This window comes from Brevundimonas sp. Root1423 (assembly GCF_001426805.1).
Window position 1 is genome coordinate 1 of sequence record NZ_LMFL01000047.1, and the last position, 19092, is coordinate 19092.

A 19092-nucleotide genomic window follows, 5' to 3' on the forward strand; every position below is an offset into this window, starting at 1 on the left:
GGCGGGGGCGCGGTGATGATCGCCGGTCCGTTGCACGACGGGTTCTGCACGACGGGTTTTTGTCTCCAGCTATCGGGGGTCCAGCGCGTACTCATGCCCTAAGGATAGGCGCTCGCACCGCCCGGGACAACGAAGGCCGTGTCGCAGGCGTCTGTCCGGCGCGCGCGAGAGCCCGCGCCGGTGAGAAAAAGCAGTCTCATGAGTCTCATCCGATGCCCGCCACCTCGCCTGTTCCTCGAGCTCAGCCCCGAGCTATCGCGGCAGACCGACAGACCGGTACGTCAGTATTGGACGTCCCTACCCCGCCGAGGTGTCGGTGGACTGCTTTTCCTTCAGCGTGACCAGTTCCTCGGCCATGGTCGGGTGGACCGCGCAGGTGGCGTCCCACTGGGCCTTGGTCAGGCCGGCCTTCACGGCGATGGCGGCCAGCTGGATCATTTCCGGCGCCTCGGGGCCGACGATGTGGACGCCGACGACCTTCTGGCTCTCGGCGTCGACCACCAGCTTCATCAGCATCCGCTCGTCCGAGCCGGTGAAGGCGTATTTCATCGGCCGGAAGCGGGTGACATAGACATCGACGGCGCCCGGGCACGAATGCCGCGCCTCGCTCTCGGACAGACCCACCGTGCCGACCGGCGGCTGGCTGAACACGGCGGTGGCGACCGCCTCATAGTCGAAATGCTGAGGGTTGTTGCGGTAGACGGTCTCGTGGAAGGCCACGGCCTCGCGGATGGCGACCGGAGTCAGGTTCATCCGGTCGGTGACGTCGCCGATGGCCCAGATGTTGTCGGCGGTCGTCTTCGACAGCGTGTCGACCTGGATCGCGCCCTTGTCGTTCAGGCTCACGCCGGCCGCCTCGAGCCCGAGATCCTTCACATGCGGAACGCGGCCGGTGGCGAACATGACCACGTCGGTCTCGATCTCATGCCCGTTCTCGAGCTTGTTCAGCAGCCCGGTCGCCGTCTTCTCGATGGCCGAATGCTGACAACCCAGAATGACCTTGATGCCGCGCTTCTCGATCTCGCCGGCCAGATGGGCGCGGACGTCGTCGTCGAAGCCGCGCAGGATGTTGGGGCCGCGATAGATCAGGGTGGTCTCGACCCCGAGCCCGGCGAAGATGCCGGCGAACTCCACCGCGATGTAGCCGCCGCCCGCGATCAGGATGCGCTTGGGCAGCTCCGGCAGGTGGAAGGCCTCCTCCGAGGAGATGGCGTGCTCGATGCCGGGCACCTCTTGCGGGGCATCCACGGGCGGCCGCCGGTGGCGATGAGGATCTTCTCCGCCGTGATCGTCTGGTCCTTGCCGACGATCTCGACGGTGTGGGCGTCCTTCAGCACCGCGCGGCCGTGGATCAGGTCGACGCCCGCCTTGCCGAGGTTGGCGGCGTAGATGCCCGACAGGCGGGCGATCTCGACATCCTTGGCCTGGATGAATTTGGGCCAGTCGAAGCTGGCGTCGACGGTCCAGCCATAGCCCTCGGCCGTATGGAACTGGTGGGCGAAGTCCGAGGCCATGACCATGAATTTCTTCGGCACGCAGCCGCGGATCACGCAGGTGCCCCCGACCCGGAACTCCTCGGCGATGGCGACGCGCTTGCCGCCCAGCGCCGTCAGCCGCGCCGCGCGCACCCCGCCCGAGCCGGCGCCGATGACGAAGAGGTCGTAGTCGTACTGGCTCATTTGCTGTCCCGTGGTGGCCAGAGCGACTTAAGCAGGCCCGCTCGAAATACTAGGCTTGGCGGCTCGTCAATCGCCGGTCGCCCCGCCGCCCTCCATGCCCGGTACCCCCAGACGAAGTTAAACGCGACGCACGCCATGAACGGGAGCAGCGGCCAGCGGTACCCGACCAGGGCAAGGGGGATCGCGGAAAGCCAGGTCACGAAGTTGGCGCGCGCCAGCCACCATGGCGTGTTGAGAGCCATAAAGCACGGCAGGTCCAGCCGGACCGAGCCCCGTCTCAAGGCGCGAGAACCTCTACCCCGTCATCCCCACCGATGATCGCCTCATCGGCCAGATCGAGGAACAGGCCGTGCTCGACGACGCCCGTGATCAGCTTGAGGTCGTCGGCCAGGCGGACCGGATCATGGATGGCTCCACATTTCGCGTCATAGATCAGATTGCCGCCGTCGGTGCGGACCAGTCCGCGCTCGGCGGTGCGCACGCGCGCCGGCATGGCGATGTCGTGATCGGACAGCACGTCGGCGATGCGGTTGGCCGTGGTCTTGTGACCGAATGCGACGACCTCGATCGGCAGGGCGAAGGCGCCCAGGGTCTTCACCACCTTGGCGCTGTCGGCGATGACGATGCAGCGGGAGGACGCCTCCCAGACCAGCTTCTCGCGCAGCAGGGCCGCGCCGCCGCCCTTGATCAGGGCCAGCCCGGGACCGATCTCGTCGGCGCCGTCGACGGTCAGGTCGATGCGCGGCGTGTCCTCAAGCGTCGACAGCGTCAGTCCCAGGTCGCGCGCCAGTTCGGCCGTCGCCTCCGAGGTCGGCACGCACCGCAGGCCGGCCAGGTTCCGGGCGGCCAGCGCCTTGACGAACCAGGCGGCGGTGGAGCCGGTGCCGAGGCCGACGACCATGCCGGCCTCGACCCGGAGGGCGGCGGCCTCGCCCGACCGGCGTTTCTGATCGTCCGCGCTCATTTCGATTTCAACACCTTCTTCGCCCGCATCTTTTCCATGAAGCGCGCGGCCCAGCCGGTCTTGGCCGACTGCTCGCCCCGCGCCAGCGCCAGATCGCCCGGCGCCACGTCCCGGGTGATCACCGAGCCCGACCCGACCATGGCGCCCGCGCCGATGGTCACCGGGGCCACCAGCGAACTGTTGGAGCCGACGAAGGCCCCCTCGCCCACCGTCGTGCGGTGTTTGAAGAAGCCGTCGTAGTTGCAGAAGATCACGCCCGCGCCGATGTTGGCCTTCGCCCCCACCTCGCCGTCGCCCAGATAGGCCAGGTGGTTGGCCTTGGCGCCCTTGCCCATACGGACGTTCTTCACCTCGACGAAGTTTCCGACCTTCGCGCCCTCGCCCAGATCCGCGCCGGGCCGCAGGCGGGCGTAGGGGCCGACCTCGGCGCCCGTGGCGATCGTCGCGCCCTCGATATGGCTGAAGCTGCGGATGCGGGCGCCGGAGGCGATCTTTGCGCCCGGACCGAACACGACATAGGGCTCGATGGTGGTTCCGCCGCCCACCTCGGTGTCGAACGAGAAATGCACCGTCTCGGGCGCCGGCATGGTGACCCCGGCGGCGAGGAAGGTCTCGCGCTGGACCTTCTGGAACAGGGCCTCGGCCACGGCCAGCTCGCCCTGGGCGTTGACGCCCATGACGGCGTCCTCGTCGGCGAAGACGGCGCGCGTCGGGGCGCCGCGCCTGCGGGCCAGTTCGACCACGTCGGTGAGATAGAATTCGCCCTTGGCGTTGTCGTTCTTCACCTCGGCCAGCAGTTCGAACAGCAGGCCGACCGGCGCGGCCATGACGCCCGAGTTGCAGGCGGTCAGCGCCAGCACTTCCGCCGAGGCCTCCTTGGCCTCGGTGATGGCGGCGAGCGTGTCGCCCTCCATGACCAGCCGGCCGTAGGCGCCCGGGTCGCGGGCCTCGAAACCGATCACCGTGACGCCCTCATGGGCGGCGAAGACGGGCTCGATGTCGGCGGCGCGCAGCAGGGGTACGTCGCCATAGGTGATGACGACCTGGCCAACGAAGTCGCCGAGCACGGCCTCGGCGGCGCGGACCGCGTGGCCGGTGCCCAGCGGCGGGTCCTGGACGGCGATGGCGTCCTCGCCCAGCCGCTTGACCACATGGTCGCGCACCTCGGGCGAATGGGCGCCGACCACCACCACGATCCGCTCGCAGCCAAGGGCCTCGGCGGCGTCGATGGCGTGGTCCAGCATGGCGCGGCCGCCGACCGGGTGCAGCACCTTGGGCAGGGCCGATTTCATCCGCGTTCCCTGGCCGGCGGCGAGGATGATGGCGGCTCTCGGATGGGCGGTGCTGGTCATGAATCGGTCCGGCGGCTAGTCGTCGCCAGCGGTCTAGCCCATCACGGCGGCCGGCGGGAGACGCCAATGACGACGCGCGACCTCGAAGGCTGGACCCTGGCCTTCGATCTGGACGGGACGCTGGTGGAGACGGCCCCTGACCTGGTGGGGACGCTGAACCGGCTGCTGGCGCAGCAGGATCTGCCGCCCGTCCCGCTCGAGGCGGCCCGCAACCTGATCGGCCACGGCGCCGTCGCCCTGCTGAAGCGCGGGTTCGAGGCGGCGGGCGCCCATTGGGATGAAGCCGCCTCCCCGGCCCTGCTCAAGGCCTTCCTCGCGGACTATCTCGAACATATCGCCGACCACAGCACGGCCTATCCGGGATCGGTCGAGGCGCTGGACCATCTGGCGGCGCGGGGCGCCATCCTGTGTGTGGCGACGAACAAGCCCACAGATCTGGCCGTCGCCCTGTTCGACGCCATCGGCCTGTCCGACCGGTTCGCCGTCATCTGCGGGCCGCAGTCGGTGTCGGCGAAGAAGCCGCACGCGGCCCATATCCGCGAGACGGTGCTCCTGGCCGGCGGCGACCCCGTCCGGGCCATCATGGTTGGCGACAGCATCACCGATCTGGACGCCGCCCGCGCGACCGGCGTGCCCTGCATCCTGACGACCTTCGGCTATACCGACATCCCGGCCGCCGAGCTGGGCGCGGACGCCGTGATCGCCCATTTCGACGAGCTTCACGCCACGATCAGCCGATTGATCGCCTGATCTGACGTCTTGCGTGGCGCCAAAGCCCGGGCTATGTCGCCGCCTCCGCGATTGATGGATGCGTAGCTCAGCGGGAGAGCACCTCGTTCACACCGAGGGGGTCACAGGTTCAATCCCTGTCGCATCCACCATCACCCTTCCAGATTATTGAGCCCCAGCCGCCGCCGCCGGCAGCCGCACGATCACGTCGTCGATCTGCACCCCGCCCCGGTCGACGACGAGGTTCTGGTAGTTGCGCTGGCCGTCCTGGGTCTCGGATTCGACGTTCTCGACCTGTTCCCGGAACTGGCGGCGCAGATAGGTGGTGAGCTCGCCGGCGGTCACCAGCCGGTCGCCGTCTCCGTCGGCCTCGCCGCCCATGCCCGCGCGCAGGAAGTGGGACAGATAGCCCCCGGCCTGGAATTTGTCGGCCACGGCGCTGGTCAGGTCCTCTTCCGAGCTGAACAGCCCCATCACGCCGGGCCGATCGACGACGTTGCGGGCGAAGCCGCCCGAGAAGCAGGAATCGATCACCAGCAGCGACAGCCGGGTGCGCAGGGAGCCGAACAGCCGGGCCATTTCGGTGTCGCTGATCTGGCCGTCGCGCAGCACGATGGATTCGGACTTGCCATCCGGCTCCAGCCCGCTGACCGCTGCGTCCGACTGGTCGCCGTGGCCCGAGAAGAAGAACAGGAAGGTGTCCTGCGGTCCCGCCTGGGCGGCGACGCTGGCGAAGGCGCGGCGCACGCCGGCGACCGTGGCCTCGGCGTTTGTCAGCACCAGGCTGGCGTCGTTCAGCGACCCGTCCGCGCGCAGGGTTTCGGCCAGTTTGCGGGCGTCCTCGTCGGTGAACTCAAGGGGACTTTGCGCCCCGCCGTAGTCGGACACCCCGACCATGACCGCGAACACCCGCGCCCCGCCCTGCACGGAGGCCTGCCGCGGCGAGCCGAGGCTGGGGCTGACGCTGAAGCGGTATGAGCCGGTCTCGCCGGGGGCGTAGGAGGTGACCATGACCTCGTATTCGCCGTCCTCGGCCAGGACGGTGTCGAGCCGGCTGTCGTGTCCGCCGTCGCGGGCGTCGTCATTCTCCTGCTGGTCCCCCGACGGGGTCCTGAGGATGGTGTAGGCGTCGAAGGCCGAGGAGGTCAGCTCCACCGCCACGCGCTGGCCGCGACGGCCCGTGAAGCGGAAACTGTCGACGTATTCGCCCGAATCCAGAGTGTCGTCGCCCGCGTCGAGGGAGCCGCTGACGGTCTGGCCAATGGTGATCCCGCCGTTGGCCGAAGCGCGTTCGGACGGGCGCACTGCGGCCGGGGGCGGCGTCGCGGCCCCGGCTCCGTCCAGCACCGCCAGCCGGTAGCTCCCCTGTTCGCCCGAGGCGTAGCTGGTGGCGGTGATGCGATAGTCGCCATCGGCAGGAAGGGTCACGACCAGACGGCTGTTGCGCCCGTCGGTCACGGCGGGGTCGTCGTCGTTGAAGGCCGAGAAGCCGCCGGGGCCGCTGATGCCGACATAGGGATCGAAGGCCGTCGAGGTCAGCCGAAGGTCCAGCGTTTGTCCGCGGCGCCCGCGCAGCACATAGCTGTTGATGTACTCGCCGCTGTCGAGCTGGCGGTCGCCCGCGGCGAGCCGGCCATCCAGCGTCTGGCCGAGGCGAACGGGGCGGTCCGGGGTCGTGGCGGCGGCCTGTGACGACGCGGCCGGCGCCGCGGCGCCGCCCAGCGTCAGGGTGTAGGCCCCCGTCTCGCCGGGCTCATAGCTGGTCGCCGAGACCTCGACCTGGCCATTGGCCGGGGCGGTGAAGCGAATCCGGCTGTCGTGCGAGCCGCGCGCGGCCGGATCGTCATCATTGTCTTCGCTGAGCCCGCCGGGCCCCCGCACCAGCAGATAGGGATCGAAGGCCGAAGACGAGAGCGTGAGCTCATAGGTCTGGCCGCGTCGAACCGTGAATGTGAATTCGTCGGCGTATTCGCCGCTCTGCAGGGTGTCGTCGCCCCGCGCCAGCTGGCCGCGAACGGGCCGCCCGCTGGTCAGTGCGACCGCGCCCTGTGCGCCCGGCCCCGGCGTCTGTTGCGAGGCCGGCCGGCTCCCGACCGGCCTCTGCGGCGGGGTCAACTCCTGCGCCCAGGCGACGCCGGTCATGGAGGCGAGCGTCAGGGCGGTGGTGGCGGCGAGTATGGTTTTCAACATGAGATCCCCCGAAAGGGCACTCTGCCCGCGAAACGACGGTCTGTCAGCGGTCATTCGCTGAGGTCCGAAACAGGCAGGGCCACCCTTCGGCCTTGTTCCGGGCGCACACACCCCGCCCTTCGCCGGTCGCCCCTTCCCCGGGGCGAGACTGGCGCGCGCCGCGTTGGCGCCTTACGGACTGCCCATGCCTTTCCCCGCCAGTCATCCCGCGCTTGATCGCGCCCTTTCCGAACGCGGCTATGCCGAGCCGACGCCGGTCCAGTCCGCCGTTCTGGACGCCGCACCGAACGAGGACGGCTCGGGCCGCGACCTGCTGGTCAGCGCCCAGACCGGTTCGGGCAAGACCGTCGCCTTCGGCCTGGCCCTGGCCCCCACCCTGCTGGGCGAGGCCGAGAAATTCGCCGAGTACGGCGCGCCGGTGGCCCTGGTCATCGCCCCGACCCGTGAATTGGCGCTGCAGGTCTCGAACGAGCTTCAGTGGCTGTACGCACAGACCGGCGCGCGAATCGTCTCCTGCGTCGGCGGCATGGACCCCAAGGTCGAGCGTCAGGCCCTGAACCGCGGCTGTCACATCGTCGTCGGCACCCCGGGCCGTTTGCGCGACCACGTCGAGCGCGGCTCGCTGGACCTGTCGACCCTGAAGGCCGTGGTGCTGGATGAGGCCGACGAGATGCTGGACATGGGCTTCCAGGAAGACCTGACCTTCATCCTCGACGCCGCCCCGGCCGAGCGCCGGACCCTGCTGTTCTCGGCGACGCTGGCGCGCGACATCGTGCAGTTGGCCAAGACCTATCAGAAGAACGCGCTGCGCATCGACACCGTGGCCGGCAACGCCTCGCACGCCGACATCGAATACAAGGCAATCCGCGTCGCACCGAACGAGGTCGAACTGGCCGTCGTCAACGTGCTTCGCTATTTCGAGGCCCCCGGCGCCCTGGTGTTCGCCAATACGCGCGAGCGGGTGAAGCATCTGACGTCGAGCTTGCGCGAGCGCGGCTTCTCGGTCGTCGGCCTGTCGGGCGAACTGACCCAGAGCCAGCGCTCGGAAGCGCTGCAGGCCCTGCGCGACGGACACGCCCGGGTCTGCGTGGCCACGGACGTGGCCGCCCGCGGCCTCGACCTGCCCGATCTGGGCCTGGTCATCCACGCCGAGATCCCGGTCAACAAGGCCGGCCTGCTGCACCGTTCGGGCCGTACGGGCCGCGCGGGCAAGAAGGGCGTCTCGGTCCTGCTGGTCAGCTATACGCGCCGCCGCAAGGTCGAGCTGATGCTGCAATCCGCCTCGATCAAGGCCGAATGGTCGGGCCCGCCCTCGGCGGACATGATCCTCGAGAACGACCGCAAGCGCATGCTGGCCGATCCCGTCCTGACCGCGCCGGTCGAGGACGAGGACACGCTGGCCCTGGGCCGGCAGCTGCTGGAGAAGAGCACGCCGGAGCAGATCGCGGCCGCCCTGATCCGCCTGTACCAGCAGAAGCTGCCGGCGCCGGAAGACGTCTATGACGACGACCGCATGAAGCGCCAGCAGGAGACCGGCAAGAACGACAAGGGCCAGCCCGATGTTCCGTACACGGACTTCGCCCGCGGCGGCGACATGGTCTGGTACCGGATCAACATCGGCCGCGACAAGAACGCCGACCCGAAATGGCTGATGCCGACCATCTGCCGTCTGGGCCACGTCACCAAGCGCGACATCGGCTCGATCAAGATCTTCGAACGCGAGACCAAGTTCGAGATCACCCAGGAGATGCAGGCCAAGTTCGAGGCCGCCATCGCCCTGGGCCTCGAGGAAGGCGTCAAGATCGATCCGGCCGTGAAGCCGGGTCCGCAGGAGAAGCCCGTCAGCCGCTGGGACAAGAAGCCCGCCGGCGGCGACCGCCCCGACAGGAAGCCGTGGGCCAAGCGCGAGGAAGGCGGCGACAAGCCGGCCTGGAAGCCGCGCGAGGACCGTTCCGAGGGCGCCAAGAAGCCGTGGGTCAAACGCGACGACGCCGCGCCTGCCGCTGAAGGCAAGAAGCCCTGGGTCAAGCGCGAGGACACCGGCGACAAGCCGGCCTGGAAGGCCCGCGAGGACCGCCCGCAGCCCGACAAGAAGCCGTGGGTGAAGCGCGACGAGGCCCCTGCTCCGGCCGCCGAGGGCAAGAAGCCCTGGGTCAAGCGCACCCCGAACGATCCGACGCCCGAGGGCAAGAAGCCGTGGGTGAAGAAGCCCCCGGTCGAGGGCAAGACGCCCTGGACGCCGCGCTCCGACGCCGAGGCTGCTCCGGCCGCCGCCGGCGACAAGCCGTGGAAGGGCAAGCCCAAGGGCGGCGACCGTCCGTGGGCGGCCAGGGACGCGCGCGGCAAGCCTGCCGAGGCCAGGGCGCCTTACAAGGGCAAGACACCCCGCTGACCCCTGCCCTTCGGCTCCCCGAGCCGAGGATTGATCCGCTCCTGTAACCGTTTACGGTGACTGCAAAACAAGAAGCTGCGGGCAGGAAACATATGGCGGACGTCAGGCTGACCGGCGTGACCAAGAGCTTCGGGACCACCGAGGTTCTCAAGGGCATCGATCTGCAGATCACGGACGGCGAGTTCGTGGTCTTCGTCGGGCCGTCGGGCTGCGGCAAGTCCACGCTTCTGCGCACCATCGCCGGTCTGGAGGAGGCGACCGGGGGCGACATCGCCATCGGCGGCAAGGTCGTCAACGACCTGGGCCCGTCCGACCGGGGCATCGCCATGGTGTTCCAGTCCTACGCCCTCTATCCGCACATGAGCGTCTACGAGAACATGGCGTTCGGAGCGAAGGCCGACAAGGCCGAGATCGACCGGCGCGTGCGCGGCGCGGCCGARACGCTGAACATCACCGACTATCTGGACCGCAAGCCCAAGGCCCTGTCMGGCGGSCAGMGKCARCGSGTCGCCATCGGCCGGGCCATCGTGCGCGARCCGCAGGTSTTCCTGTTCGACGAGCCSCTGTCCAACCTCGACGCCGCCCTGCGGGTGCGGATGCGCTAYGAGTTCGCCAGCCTCCACGAGCGGCTGAAAACGACCATGGTCTATGTCACCCACGACCAGGTCGAGGCCATGACCCTGGCCGATCGCATCGTGGTGCTGAACGCCGGGCGGATCGAACAGGTCGGCAAGCCGATGGATCTGTACGAACGGCCGCGCAACCTCTTCGTCGCCGAGTTCATCGGCAGCCCGAAGATGAACCTGCTGCCCGCCGAGATCGTCAGCGCCACGGCGAAAGGTGCGACGGTGCGGACCGCGGCGGGCGAAACGCTGAAGGTGGCGGTCAACGCGGCCCGGGCCAGGGCCGGCGACACGGTCACGCTCGGCGTACGGCCCGAGCATCTGACGACGGCGGGCAAGGGCGATGCGATCCGGGCCGCCGTGACCTTCGTCGAGACCCTGGGCCACGCCACCTACGCCTATCTGACGGCGGGGGAGGCGCCGGTGACAGTGCTGTTGCCGGGCGATGTGCGGCCCGCGGCGGGCGAGACCCTGAGCCTGAAGGTCCCCGCGGACCAGGCGCATCTGTTCGACGCCGAGGGCGAGGCCTTCGCCCGGCTTTAGGCGCCGCTTGTTGCATCGCACAAGCGGGTCGCCATAGATGGCGGGATGCCGGCGCCCGCCACCCTGACCATCGACCTGAATGCACTCGCCGCGAACTTCCATACCCTGGAGGCGGCCGGGCGCGCGCCCGTGCATCCGGTGGTCAAGGCCGACAGCTATGGACTGGGCGCCGCGGCCTGCGCCGCGCGGCTGACAGCCGAGGGGGCGCGGACCTTTTTCGTGGCGCGGACCAGCGAGGGGGAGCGGTTGCGCGCCGCGCTCGGTCCCGATGTCGCCATCTATGTGCTGGACGGATGCCTGACCGGACGGGCGGCGCGGTTGCGGGCGGCCGGGCTGAAGCCGGTCTTGAACACCGGCGCGCAGCTGGCCGAATGGCGGGACTCCGGCGGCGGCCCCTCCGGGCTGCAGATCGACACCGGGATGAACCGGCTGGGCTTCCGCGTCGAGGACGCGCCGGACGCCTTCGAGGGGCTGGATCTGGTGCTGAGCCATCTGGCCTGCGCCGACGATCCGGCCGAGCCGATGAACGCGCGGCAGCGGGCCGCCTTCGCGGCGGCGGCCGCGCGCTATCCGGGAACGGTGCGGTCGTTCGCCAATTCGGGCGGGGCCTTCCTGGGCCCCGACTATGCCTTCGACGCCCTGCGGCCCGGCATCTGCCTGTACGGCGGCGGGCCCGAGGGACGGCCGGACGCGCGGATCAGGCCGGTGGCGACCTTGGCCGCCGAGGTGCTGCAGGTGCGCGAGGTTCCGGCGGGCGAGAGCGTCGGCTATTCGCGCGGCTTCGTGGCGAGCGGGCCGACGCGGATCGCCACCTGCGCCGCGGGTTACGCCGACGGCGTGCTGCGGGCTTACAGCCCCAGGGGTCTGGTCTTTGTCGCGGGCGAACTGCGACCGATCCTGGGACGGGTGTCGATGGATGTCTGCGCCGTCGACGTCACCGGTCTGGATGTCGTGGTGGGCGACCGGGTCGAGCTGTTCGGCCCCAACCGGGCGCTGGACGACGCGGCCGGCGCGGCGGGGACCATCGCCTATGAGCTGCTGACCTCGGTCACGGCGCGGGTTCCCCGCGTCTGCGTCTGAAACTCAGCGCGCGTCCCGGACCACCGCTCCGCCCTTGATCACCACGGGCACGGTTTCCAGCATCCGCACGTCCGCCAGCGGGTCGCCGGAGACGGCGATCAGGTCGCCGTAGCGGCCCGTGACGATGGCGCCGACATCCCCTTCCCGGCCCAGGGCCTGGGCGGCGTTCCAGGTGGCGGCGCGGATCGCTTCGGCGGGGGTCATGCCGTATTCGACCATGACGGCGAACTGCCGGGCGTTCTGGCCGTGCGGATAGATGGCGGCGTCGCTGCCGAACACCATCCGGGCCCCGGCGCGGTGGGCGGCGCGGAAATTGTCGCGCTGCAACTGGCCGATCTCGCGGTCCTTGCGCAGATTGTCCTCGGTGACCCCGAACTCCGTGCCCGTCGCCTGGGTGAAGTCGGTGTTGTAGATGTCCATCGACAGCCAGGTCCCGCGCTGGACCGCCAGACGGATGCCCTCGGCGTCGATCAGCGAGGCGTGTTCGATGGTGTCGATGCCGGCGCGGATGGCGTCGGCGATGCCCGAGGCGCCGTGGGCATGGGCGGCGACCTTCAGCCCCCACATATGCGCCTCGTCGGCCACGGCGGTCAGTTCGGCCAGGGTCATCTGCTGCTGGCCSGGCTCGGTGTTGCGCGAGAAGACGCCGCCGGTGGCGCAGACCTTGATCACCTGGGCCCCGTATTTGCGCACCTCGCGCACGCTGTGGCGGGCGGCGTCGACGCTGTCGGCGTTGTAGTCATTGGCCCGGGCCAGCGAGCGCGGCAGGCCGGTCTCGTCGCAATGGCCGCCGGTGGCGCCGAACGAGACGCCCGCCGGGATGACGCGCGGCCCCTCGACGAAGCCGGCGTCGATGGCCTGACGCAGGGCGACGTCGGCGAAGTCGGGGCCGCCGAGATTCCGCACCGTGGTGAAGCCCGCCATCAGATTGGCTGCGGCTCGGGCTGATCGACGAACTGCATGCCCTCGATGAAGCGCCCTCGATGAAGCCCGCGTCGATGGCCTGACGCAGGGCGACGTCGGCGAAGTCGGGGCCGCCGAGATTCCGCACCGTGGTGAAGCCSGCCATCAGATTGGCGCGGGCGTTGGGGACCTGRAGSACCGTCTCGAAATCGTCGGCGTACTCCAGMACCKTGAAGCCSGAGACATAGGGSGTGCCGGCCAGATGGACGTGCATGTCGATCAGGCCGGGCAGCAGGGTCAGGCCCGGCAGGTCGAGACGGCGGGCGTCGGCGGGCAGGTTCGCCGGGACGGCGGTCCCGACCGCGGTGATGCGTCCGTCGACGACCACGACGACGGGATTGTCGACATAGCGGCCGCGCTCGACATCGACCATGCGGGCGGCGGTGACCACCAGGGTGTCGGCGCGGGCGGGCGCCGCGAGGCCCAGCGTGAGAGCGAGGGCGGCGGCGGCCAGACGGTGCAGCATGGTGTTCTCCCCAGGGTCGGCGAAGCTTGCATGGAGCAGTCGCCCGGGCAACCGGAGAGCCTACGTCAATTCCGGACGCACCCCCTCGCCTGCCCCCTGCCCCGCCGCGCGCGACTCCTGTAAGCCGGAGGCATGGCGAGAGACGGTGCGATCTATGTTTGTCAGTCCTGCGGGGCGGTCCACGGCAAGTGGTCCGGCCAGTGCGGGGCGTGCGGTCAGTGGAACTCGATCGTCGAGGAGAGCCGCGCGGCGCCGCCGGGGGCGATGAAGCCGGCGACCAGCGCGGCCGGGCGCGGGCGGGGCGTGCAGTTCGAGGGGCTGCAGTCCGAGACGCCCGAGCCGCCGCGCATCATCACCGGCGTGGCCGAATTCGACCGGGTCTGCGGCGGCGGGGTGGTGCCGGGGTCGGCGATCCTGCTGAGCGGCGATCCCGGCGTCGGCAAGTCGACCCTGCTGCTGGACGTGGCCGGGCGCGCGGCCCTGTCGGGGCGGCGCGTGGCCTATATTTCGGGCGAGGAAGCCGTCGAACAGATCCGCGCCCGGGCCAGACGGATGGGGCTGGAGACGGCGCCCGTGGAACTGGCCTCGGCCACGGCGCTGCGGGACATCCTGGGGACGCTGAAGCGCGAGAAATTCGACATCGTCATCGTCGATTCCATCCAGACCCTGTGGTCCGACGCCCATGAGGCCGGACCGGGCTCCGTGACCCAGGTGCGGGCCTGCGCCGGCGAGATGGTGCGGCTGGCCAAGTCGCAGGGCGTGGCGGTGGTCCTGGTCGGCCATGTGACCAAGGACGGCCAGGTCGCGGGACCGCGCGTGGTCGAGCATATGGTCGACGCCGTGCTGAGCTTCGAGGGCGAGCGCGGCTATCCGTTCCGCATCCTGAGGGCCGGCAAGAACCGCTTCGGGGCCACCGACGAGATCGGCGTGTTCGAGATGGGCGACGCGGGTCTGCGCGAGGTCGCCAATCCGTCGGCCCTGTTCCTCGGCGAGGGCCGGGACCGAGCCCCGGGGGCGGCGGTGTTCGCCGGCATCGAGGGCTCGCGGCCCGTGCTGGTGGAGATGCAGGCGCTGGTGTCGAAATCGGCCTACGGCACGCCGCGCCGGGCGGTGGTCGGCTGGGACACCGGGCGGCTGGCCATGGTGCTGGCCGTGCTGGAGGCGCGCTGCGGCTTCGGGTTCGGAGACCAGGACGTCTATCTGAACGTCGCCGGGGGCCTGCGCATCAATGAGCCGGCGGCGGATCTGGCGGCCGCCGCGGCCCTGATCAGTTCGGCGACCGACACCCCCCTGCCCCAGGGCTGCGTCGTGTTCGGCGAGATCAGCCTGTCCGGCGAGGTGCGGGCGGTGGGCCGGGCCGAGGCGCGGCTGCGCGAGGCCCAGAAGCTGGGCTTCGACCAGGCCCTGACGCCGCCGCTGACGGTGAAGGACAAGGGGGTCAAGGTGACCTCCGTCACGCGATTGACCGAAGCGGTCGAACGAATCTCGCAAAACCGCTATTGAGGTCGGACCGACTTCAGTTCGAGCGCGCATGACCGGTTTCGACGTTATCGCCATTCTGGTCATCCTCGCCTCCGCCGCGGCCGGCTGGGTGCGCGGGGGCACGCGCGAGCTGATCACCCTGCTGAGCTTCGTGCTGGCGGCCTTCATCGCCCTGGTCGCCCTGCCGCTGACGGCGCCGCTGGGACGCGCCCTGGTCAATCCGGACTGGATGGGGACCATGGCGGCGGCCGTGGTTTCCTTCCTGGCGATCTATTTCGGCATCCGGCTGTTCGGCTCGATCCTGTCGAAGCGGGCGCAGGCGCATCCGCAGCTGGGCGGAGTCGACCGCATCCTCGGCATCTTCATCGGCGCGGCCCGCTCCCTGGTGCTGCTGGGGGCCATCCATCTGGTCATCGTCGCGGCCATGCCGGGCGAGAAGATGCCGCGCTGGCTCAGCGAGGCGGCCCTGCGGCCGGTGACGGCGGGCGCCGCGCGGCTGATCCAGATCGTGCTTCCGGGCATCGGCCGGGGCGCCGACGCCCTGACCCCGGTCGTGACTTCGTCCGTGAGCAAAGGGTTTTCCGAAGACAAAGCCTTGCCCCCGCCCCAAAGAGACAATACTTCGCCGCCGTCCGCCGCACGCTAGCGTTCCCCGCTTCATCGGAGCCCCACGATGAGCCGCCCTGAGCATTCCATCGCCGACCCGGTCGTCCACCGGGCGCATCACCGCGATGCGGACGACGACCGTCCGCGCCTCGAATGCGGCGTCTGCGGCGTCTGGGGGACCGAAAAGAATGCGGCCTCGGCCGTCGTCGCCCTGGGCCTGCACGCCCTGCAGCACCGCGGCCAGGAAGCCTGCGGCATCGCCAGCGTCCACGACACCCGGTTCCACACCGAGCGCCACATGGGTCTCGTCGGAGAGGCCTTCGGCGGCGCGGACCTGCCCGAGCGTCTGCCGGGCACGGCGGCCGTGGGACACACCCGCTATTCGACGGCCGGCGGCAGCTTCCTGCGCAACATCCAGCCGATGTTCGCCGATCTGGACCAGGGCGGCATCGCCATCGCCCACAACGGCAACCTGACCAATTTCCTCTATCTGCGGAACCAGCTGGTCGGCGAAGGGGCCATCTTCCAGTCGACCTCGGACTCGGAAGTCATCCTTCACCTGATCGCGCGGAGCCGTAAGGCCAAGATCGTCGACCGCTTCATCGACGCCATCGGCCGGATCGAGGGCGGCTACGCCCTGGTCTGCGCCACCCGCTCCAAGCTGATCGGCGCCCGCGACCCGCTGGGCATCCGCCCGCTGGTCCTCGGCCGTCTGGGCGAGGCCTGGGTGCTGGCGTCGGAAACCTGCGCCCTCGACACCATAGGCGCGACCTTCGAGCGCGACGTCGAGCATGGCGAGGTGGTCGTGATCGACCACGAGGGGCTGAAGTCGCTGAAGCCCTTCCCCACCCGCGGGGCCCGGCCCTGCCTGTTCGAATACGTCTATTTCTCGCGCCCTGACAGCGTCGTGAACGGCCGTTCGGTCTATGGCGTGCGCAAGCGGATGGGCATGAAGCTGGCCCGCGAGCATGCGGTCGAGGCCGATGTGGTCGTGCCGGTGCCGGACTCCGGCGTGCCGGCGGCGCTGGGCTATGCCCAGGAGAGCGGCATTCCCTATGAGATGGGGATCATCCGCAGCCACTATCTGGGCCGCACCTTCATCCAGCCCAGCCAGGGCGCCCGGCAGAAGGGGGTGCGGATGAAGCACAGCCCCAACGCCTCGGTGCTCAAGGGCAAGCGGGTCGTGCTGATCGACGATTCCATTGTGCGCGGCACGACGTCGGTGAAGCTGGTGCGCGCCGTCCGCGCGGCGGGCGCGACCGAGGTGCATCTGCGCTCGGCCAGTCCGCCGATCCTGTGGCCGGACTTCTACGGCATTGACATGCCCGAGCGGGACCAGCTGATCGCCGCCAACAAGACGCTGGAGGAGATGAAGGCCTTCCTCGAGGTCGACTCCCTCGGCTTCCTGTCGGTCGACGGCCTGTATGACGCCATGGAGGCGGGTCCGCGCGACCCACACAATCCGCAGTTCACGGACCACTATTTCACCGGCGAATACCCGACCCGCCTGCTGGATCGCGAGATCGAGGAAGGCGGGCGCGAGGTGGCGGCGCGGCAACTTTCCCTGCTGGTCAGCGCTTAAGGTTCACACGATCACCGGAGGCGTCGCATGGTCCAGCTCGGCTATTTCACCATCGACACCCACGATGTCGCCAAGGCGCGCGCCTTCTATTCGGCCCTGTTCGGCTGGACGTTCAACGAGACCGAGTCGGGCCCGACCTACGCCCATGTCGCCGGCAGCAAGCCGGCGTTCGGCTTCACCAAGGCCGAGCGGCCCGGCCAGTTTCCCCATCTGTATTTCCGCGTCGATGACCTCGACGCCCTGTGCGCGCGGGTGATCGAGCTGGGCGGCAAGGCGGCGGTTCCGGCGGAGAGCTCGACCGGACGCTCGGTCGTGATCAGCGACGACCAGGGCGTCAGCCTCAGCCTGTGGCAACCCGCGCCGGGCTTCTGACTTTCGCCGGGCCGACGGGCGGGCTATCAGGCCCGGCATGACCGACCTTCCCCTCAAAGACCGCATCGCCCTCGTCGTGGGGGCCTCGCGCGGCATCGGCTATGAGACCGCCCTGGCGCTGGCCCGGGCCGGCGCGCACGTCATCGCCACGGCGCGGACCCAGGGCGGGCTGGAGGAGCTGGACGACGCCATTTTCGCGGCGACCGGCAAGCACGCGACCCTGATCCCGTTCGATCTGGTGGACGGCGGCGCGATCGACCGGCTGGGCGGGGCCATCTTCGAGCGGTTCGGGCGGCTGGACGTCTGGGTGCAGGCGGCCGCGACCATGGGGGCCGCAGGCCTGACGCCGGTCAGCCATGCCGACCCGCGCGTATGGGCCAAGGTCGAGAAGACCAATTTCACCGCCGTCTATCGCCTGATCCGCTCGCTGGAGCCGCTGCTGAAGGTGTCGGAAGCCGGGCGGGCGATCTATGTGACCACCAGCGTGGCCAGCGCACCCAAGGCCTTCTGGGGCGCCTATGCGGCGACCAAGGCGGGCGCGGAGGCGCTGGTCAAATGCTGGGCCGACGAGATCGAGTCGACGCCGGTGCGCGTGGCCATCGTCGATCCGGGCCGGATGCGCACCGCCATGCGGGCCCAGGCCTATCCGGGCGAGGACCCGGAGGAGGTTCCGCATCCGTCTGCCATCGGCCCGCTGATGGTCGAGCTGGCGCGCGGCGATCTGGAGCCGGCGCTTGAGGTGAAGTTCAGGGACTGGAGCGGCGGGCCGCCGGTGGCGGCGCTGATCTAGCCAGCGCGCAGGAAGCCGGTCGAACCCGCCTTGGCGCCGATCCAGCCGGCGGCCACGACCAGCACGACGCCCGCGATCGCCATCCACGTCGGATGGGGGATCAGGAACAGGTTGGCGGCGGTGGCGCACAGGAACAGACCCGCGGCGACCCAGCCCGCCCAGGCGCCGCGCCGCGCGAAGCGGGCCGCGAAGGCGGCGGCGGCGAAGGCGGCCACGGTCCATGTCGCCAGCATGGTGATGAACACCGCTGTCGGCAGACCGGCCATATAGGCCTCCATCGCCGCGCGGTCGGTCATTTCGGTCGGAGCCGGCCCGGCCGACGCGGCCATGGACTGGGACAGGATGTCGCCAGCCATGACGATGACGAAGGCGATGGCCACCCCGACGACGATAGACAATATGAGCCTGAGCATCCGGAACCCTCCCGAGGTTGAGGCAGGGTAACGGCGTTTCCGGCGGCGCGTCAAAGACAGGCCGCCGGGACCGGTGGGCCTACTTCTTCGGCAGGTGCTTCTGGCCCGTGCGGACGCGACCCGAACGCGAGACCTGGCGGGCGCCGCCGCGCGCGCCCTTCTGGACGGCGACCGAGGAGCCGGCCTTCTTGTTGGCGCTGGCCTTCAGCCCGGCCAGCGGCTTGAGCTTGGTCTTGCCGGCCTTCTTCTGCTCCAGCGCCTTGCCGGGCAGGTTGGACAGCATCTCGGCCCGCTCGGCCTTCTTGATGACCTTGCGCGGCGCGGTCTTGGCGTCGCCCTTGTAGCGCTCCGGCCCCGATTTTGAGCCGCCCGGCGCATAGGGGTTCTCGCTGCCCGACTTGACCAGCAGCCGGATCGGCGTGCCCGGCAGATCGAAGGATTCGCGCAGGTTGTTGACCAGATAGCGCTTGTACTGCTCCGGCATGGACTCGGCGCGGCTGGCCATCAGAACGAAGGTCGGCGGCCGGGCCTTGGTCTGGGCCATGTATTTGGGCTTGATCCGCTTGCCGTCGACGGCGGGGGGCGGATGCCTCTGGGTGGCCAGGGCCAGCCAGGTGTTGAGGTCCTTGGTCTTGACCTTGACCGACCAGGTGGCGTGAGCCTGAAGCACGGCCGGCATCAGGCGCTCGACGCCGCGGCCGCTGTGCGACGACAGGGCCACAAAGGGCGAACCCTTCAGCTGGGGCAGCTTGTCCTCGGCCATCTGGGTCAGCTTGGCCAGCTTCGACTGGGGCTCTGTCTCGAGGTCCCATTTGGCGGCGACATAGACCAGGGCCCGGCCCTCGCGCTCGACCAGATCGGCCAGC

At 69.8% G+C, this 19092-nt stretch carries 15 protein-coding genes, 1 tRNA gene and 2 pseudogenes; 10 read left to right on the forward strand and 8 right to left on the reverse strand.

The genetic code is table 11. The features are described from left to right. Positions 1-297: 297 nt before the first annotated feature. From gor to glmU, 3 genes and pseudogenes are all read right to left on the reverse strand, one after another. Positions 298-1679: pseudogene (gor, locus tag ASD25_RS24650) on the reverse strand (glutathione-disulfide reductase). 277 nt (positions 1680-1956) lie between these two features. Continuing rightward, the gene (gene rpiA / locus ASD25_RS24655) at positions 1957-2643 is read right to left on the reverse strand and encodes a ribose-5-phosphate isomerase RpiA (protein ID WP_055829155.1); all 687 of its coding nucleotides are present in this window, start codon (positions 2641-2643) and stop codon (positions 1957-1959) included. Next, positions 2640-3995: a bifunctional UDP-N-acetylglucosamine diphosphorylase/glucosamine-1-phosphate N-acetyltransferase GlmU gene (glmU, locus tag ASD25_RS24660; RefSeq protein ID WP_055829151.1), complete on the reverse strand. Its 1356-nt coding sequence runs from the start codon at positions 3993-3995 to the stop codon at positions 2640-2642. Before glmU ends, rpiA begins: the two co-directional genes overlap by 4 nt. A gap of 66 nt (positions 3996-4061) precedes the next feature. Between glmU and ASD25_RS24665 the strand changes: the two genes are divergently transcribed. Both ASD25_RS24665 and ASD25_RS24670 read left to right on the forward strand, forming a co-directional pair. Continuing rightward, entirely contained in the window at positions 4062-4745 is a 684-nt protein-coding gene (locus ASD25_RS24665; protein WP_055829149.1) for an HAD hydrolase-like protein, read from the forward strand. A gap of 56 nt (positions 4746-4801) precedes the next feature. Further along, positions 4802-4876, forward strand: a tRNA-Val gene (locus ASD25_RS24670). Positions 4877-4889: 13 nt separating this feature from the next. Here ASD25_RS24670 and ASD25_RS24675 read toward each other — a convergent pair. Beyond that, positions 4890-6911, reverse strand: a complete 2022-nt coding sequence (locus ASD25_RS24675) for a pre-peptidase C-terminal domain-containing protein (protein WP_162252105.1) — start codon at positions 6909-6911, stop codon at positions 4890-4892. Positions 6912-7098: 187 nt separating this feature from the next. Between ASD25_RS24675 and ASD25_RS24680 the strand changes: the two genes are divergently transcribed. From ASD25_RS24680 to alr, 3 genes are all read left to right on the forward strand, one after another. After that, complete coding sequence (locus ASD25_RS24680; RefSeq protein WP_055829143.1) at positions 7099-9306, forward strand: DEAD/DEAH box helicase; 2208 nt, start codon at positions 7099-7101, stop codon at positions 9304-9306. A 92-nt stretch (positions 9307-9398) separates the two neighbouring features. Further along, positions 9399-10472, forward strand: a complete 1074-nt coding sequence (locus ASD25_RS24685) for an ABC transporter ATP-binding protein (RefSeq protein WP_056621441.1) — start codon at positions 9399-9401, stop codon at positions 10470-10472. 45 nt (positions 10473-10517) lie between these two features. Further along, positions 10518-11552, forward strand: a complete 1035-nt coding sequence (alr, locus tag ASD25_RS24690) for an alanine racemase (RefSeq protein ID WP_055829136.1) — start codon at positions 10518-10520, stop codon at positions 11550-11552. A 3-nt stretch (positions 11553-11555) separates the two neighbouring features. On the opposite strand, the gene ASD25_RS24695 is transcribed toward alr, so the two are convergent. After that, entirely contained in the window at positions 11556-12407 is an 852-nt protein-coding gene (locus ASD25_RS24695) for an amidohydrolase family protein (RefSeq protein ID WP_369816686.1), read from the reverse strand. Continuing rightward, positions 12292-12981, reverse strand: a complete 690-nt coding sequence (locus tag ASD25_RS33410; protein WP_156389470.1) for an amidohydrolase family protein — start codon at positions 12979-12981, stop codon at positions 12292-12294. The genes ASD25_RS24695 and ASD25_RS33410 overlap by 116 nt, the downstream gene beginning before the upstream one ends. 132 nt (positions 12982-13113) lie before the next feature. On the opposite strand from ASD25_RS33410, the gene radA reads away from it, so the two are divergent. Genes radA through ASD25_RS24725 form a run of 5 tightly spaced genes read left to right on the forward strand, consistent with a single transcriptional unit; the run spans position 13114 to position 17813 of the window. After that, positions 13114-14484 carry a DNA repair protein RadA gene (radA, locus tag ASD25_RS24705; RefSeq protein WP_055829131.1) on the forward strand — a complete coding sequence of 457 codons (1371 nt, stop codon included), beginning with the start codon at positions 13114-13116 and terminating at the stop codon, positions 14482-14484. Positions 14485-14512: 28 nt separating this feature from the next. Continuing rightward, complete coding sequence (locus ASD25_RS24710) at positions 14513-15109, forward strand: CvpA family protein (protein WP_055829128.1); 597 nt, start codon at positions 14513-14515, stop codon at positions 15107-15109. A 27-nt stretch (positions 15110-15136) separates the two neighbouring features. After that, complete coding sequence (gene purF / locus ASD25_RS24715; RefSeq protein ID WP_055829124.1) at positions 15137-16651, forward strand: amidophosphoribosyltransferase; 1515 nt, start codon at positions 15137-15139, stop codon at positions 16649-16651. 27 nt (positions 16652-16678) lie between these two features. Next, entirely contained in the window at positions 16679-17023 is a 345-nt protein-coding gene (locus tag ASD25_RS24720) for a VOC family protein (RefSeq protein WP_055829121.1), read from the forward strand. A gap of 37 nt (positions 17024-17060) precedes the next feature. Further along, positions 17061-17813 carry an SDR family NAD(P)-dependent oxidoreductase gene (locus ASD25_RS24725; protein WP_055829118.1) on the forward strand — a complete coding sequence of 251 codons (753 nt, stop codon included), beginning with the start codon at positions 17061-17063 and terminating at the stop codon, positions 17811-17813. On the opposite strand, the gene ASD25_RS24730 is transcribed toward ASD25_RS24725, so the two are convergent. Then, positions 17810-18226 (reverse strand): hypothetical protein, encoded by a 417-nt coding sequence (locus ASD25_RS24730; RefSeq protein ID WP_156376931.1) that lies wholly within the window; start codon positions 18224-18226, stop codon positions 17810-17812. The genes ASD25_RS24725 and ASD25_RS24730 overlap by 4 nt on opposite strands. Positions 18227-18305: 79 nt before the next feature. Then, positions 18306-19092, reverse strand: a pseudogene (locus tag ASD25_RS24735) (ribosome biogenesis GTPase Der); the annotation flags it as partial.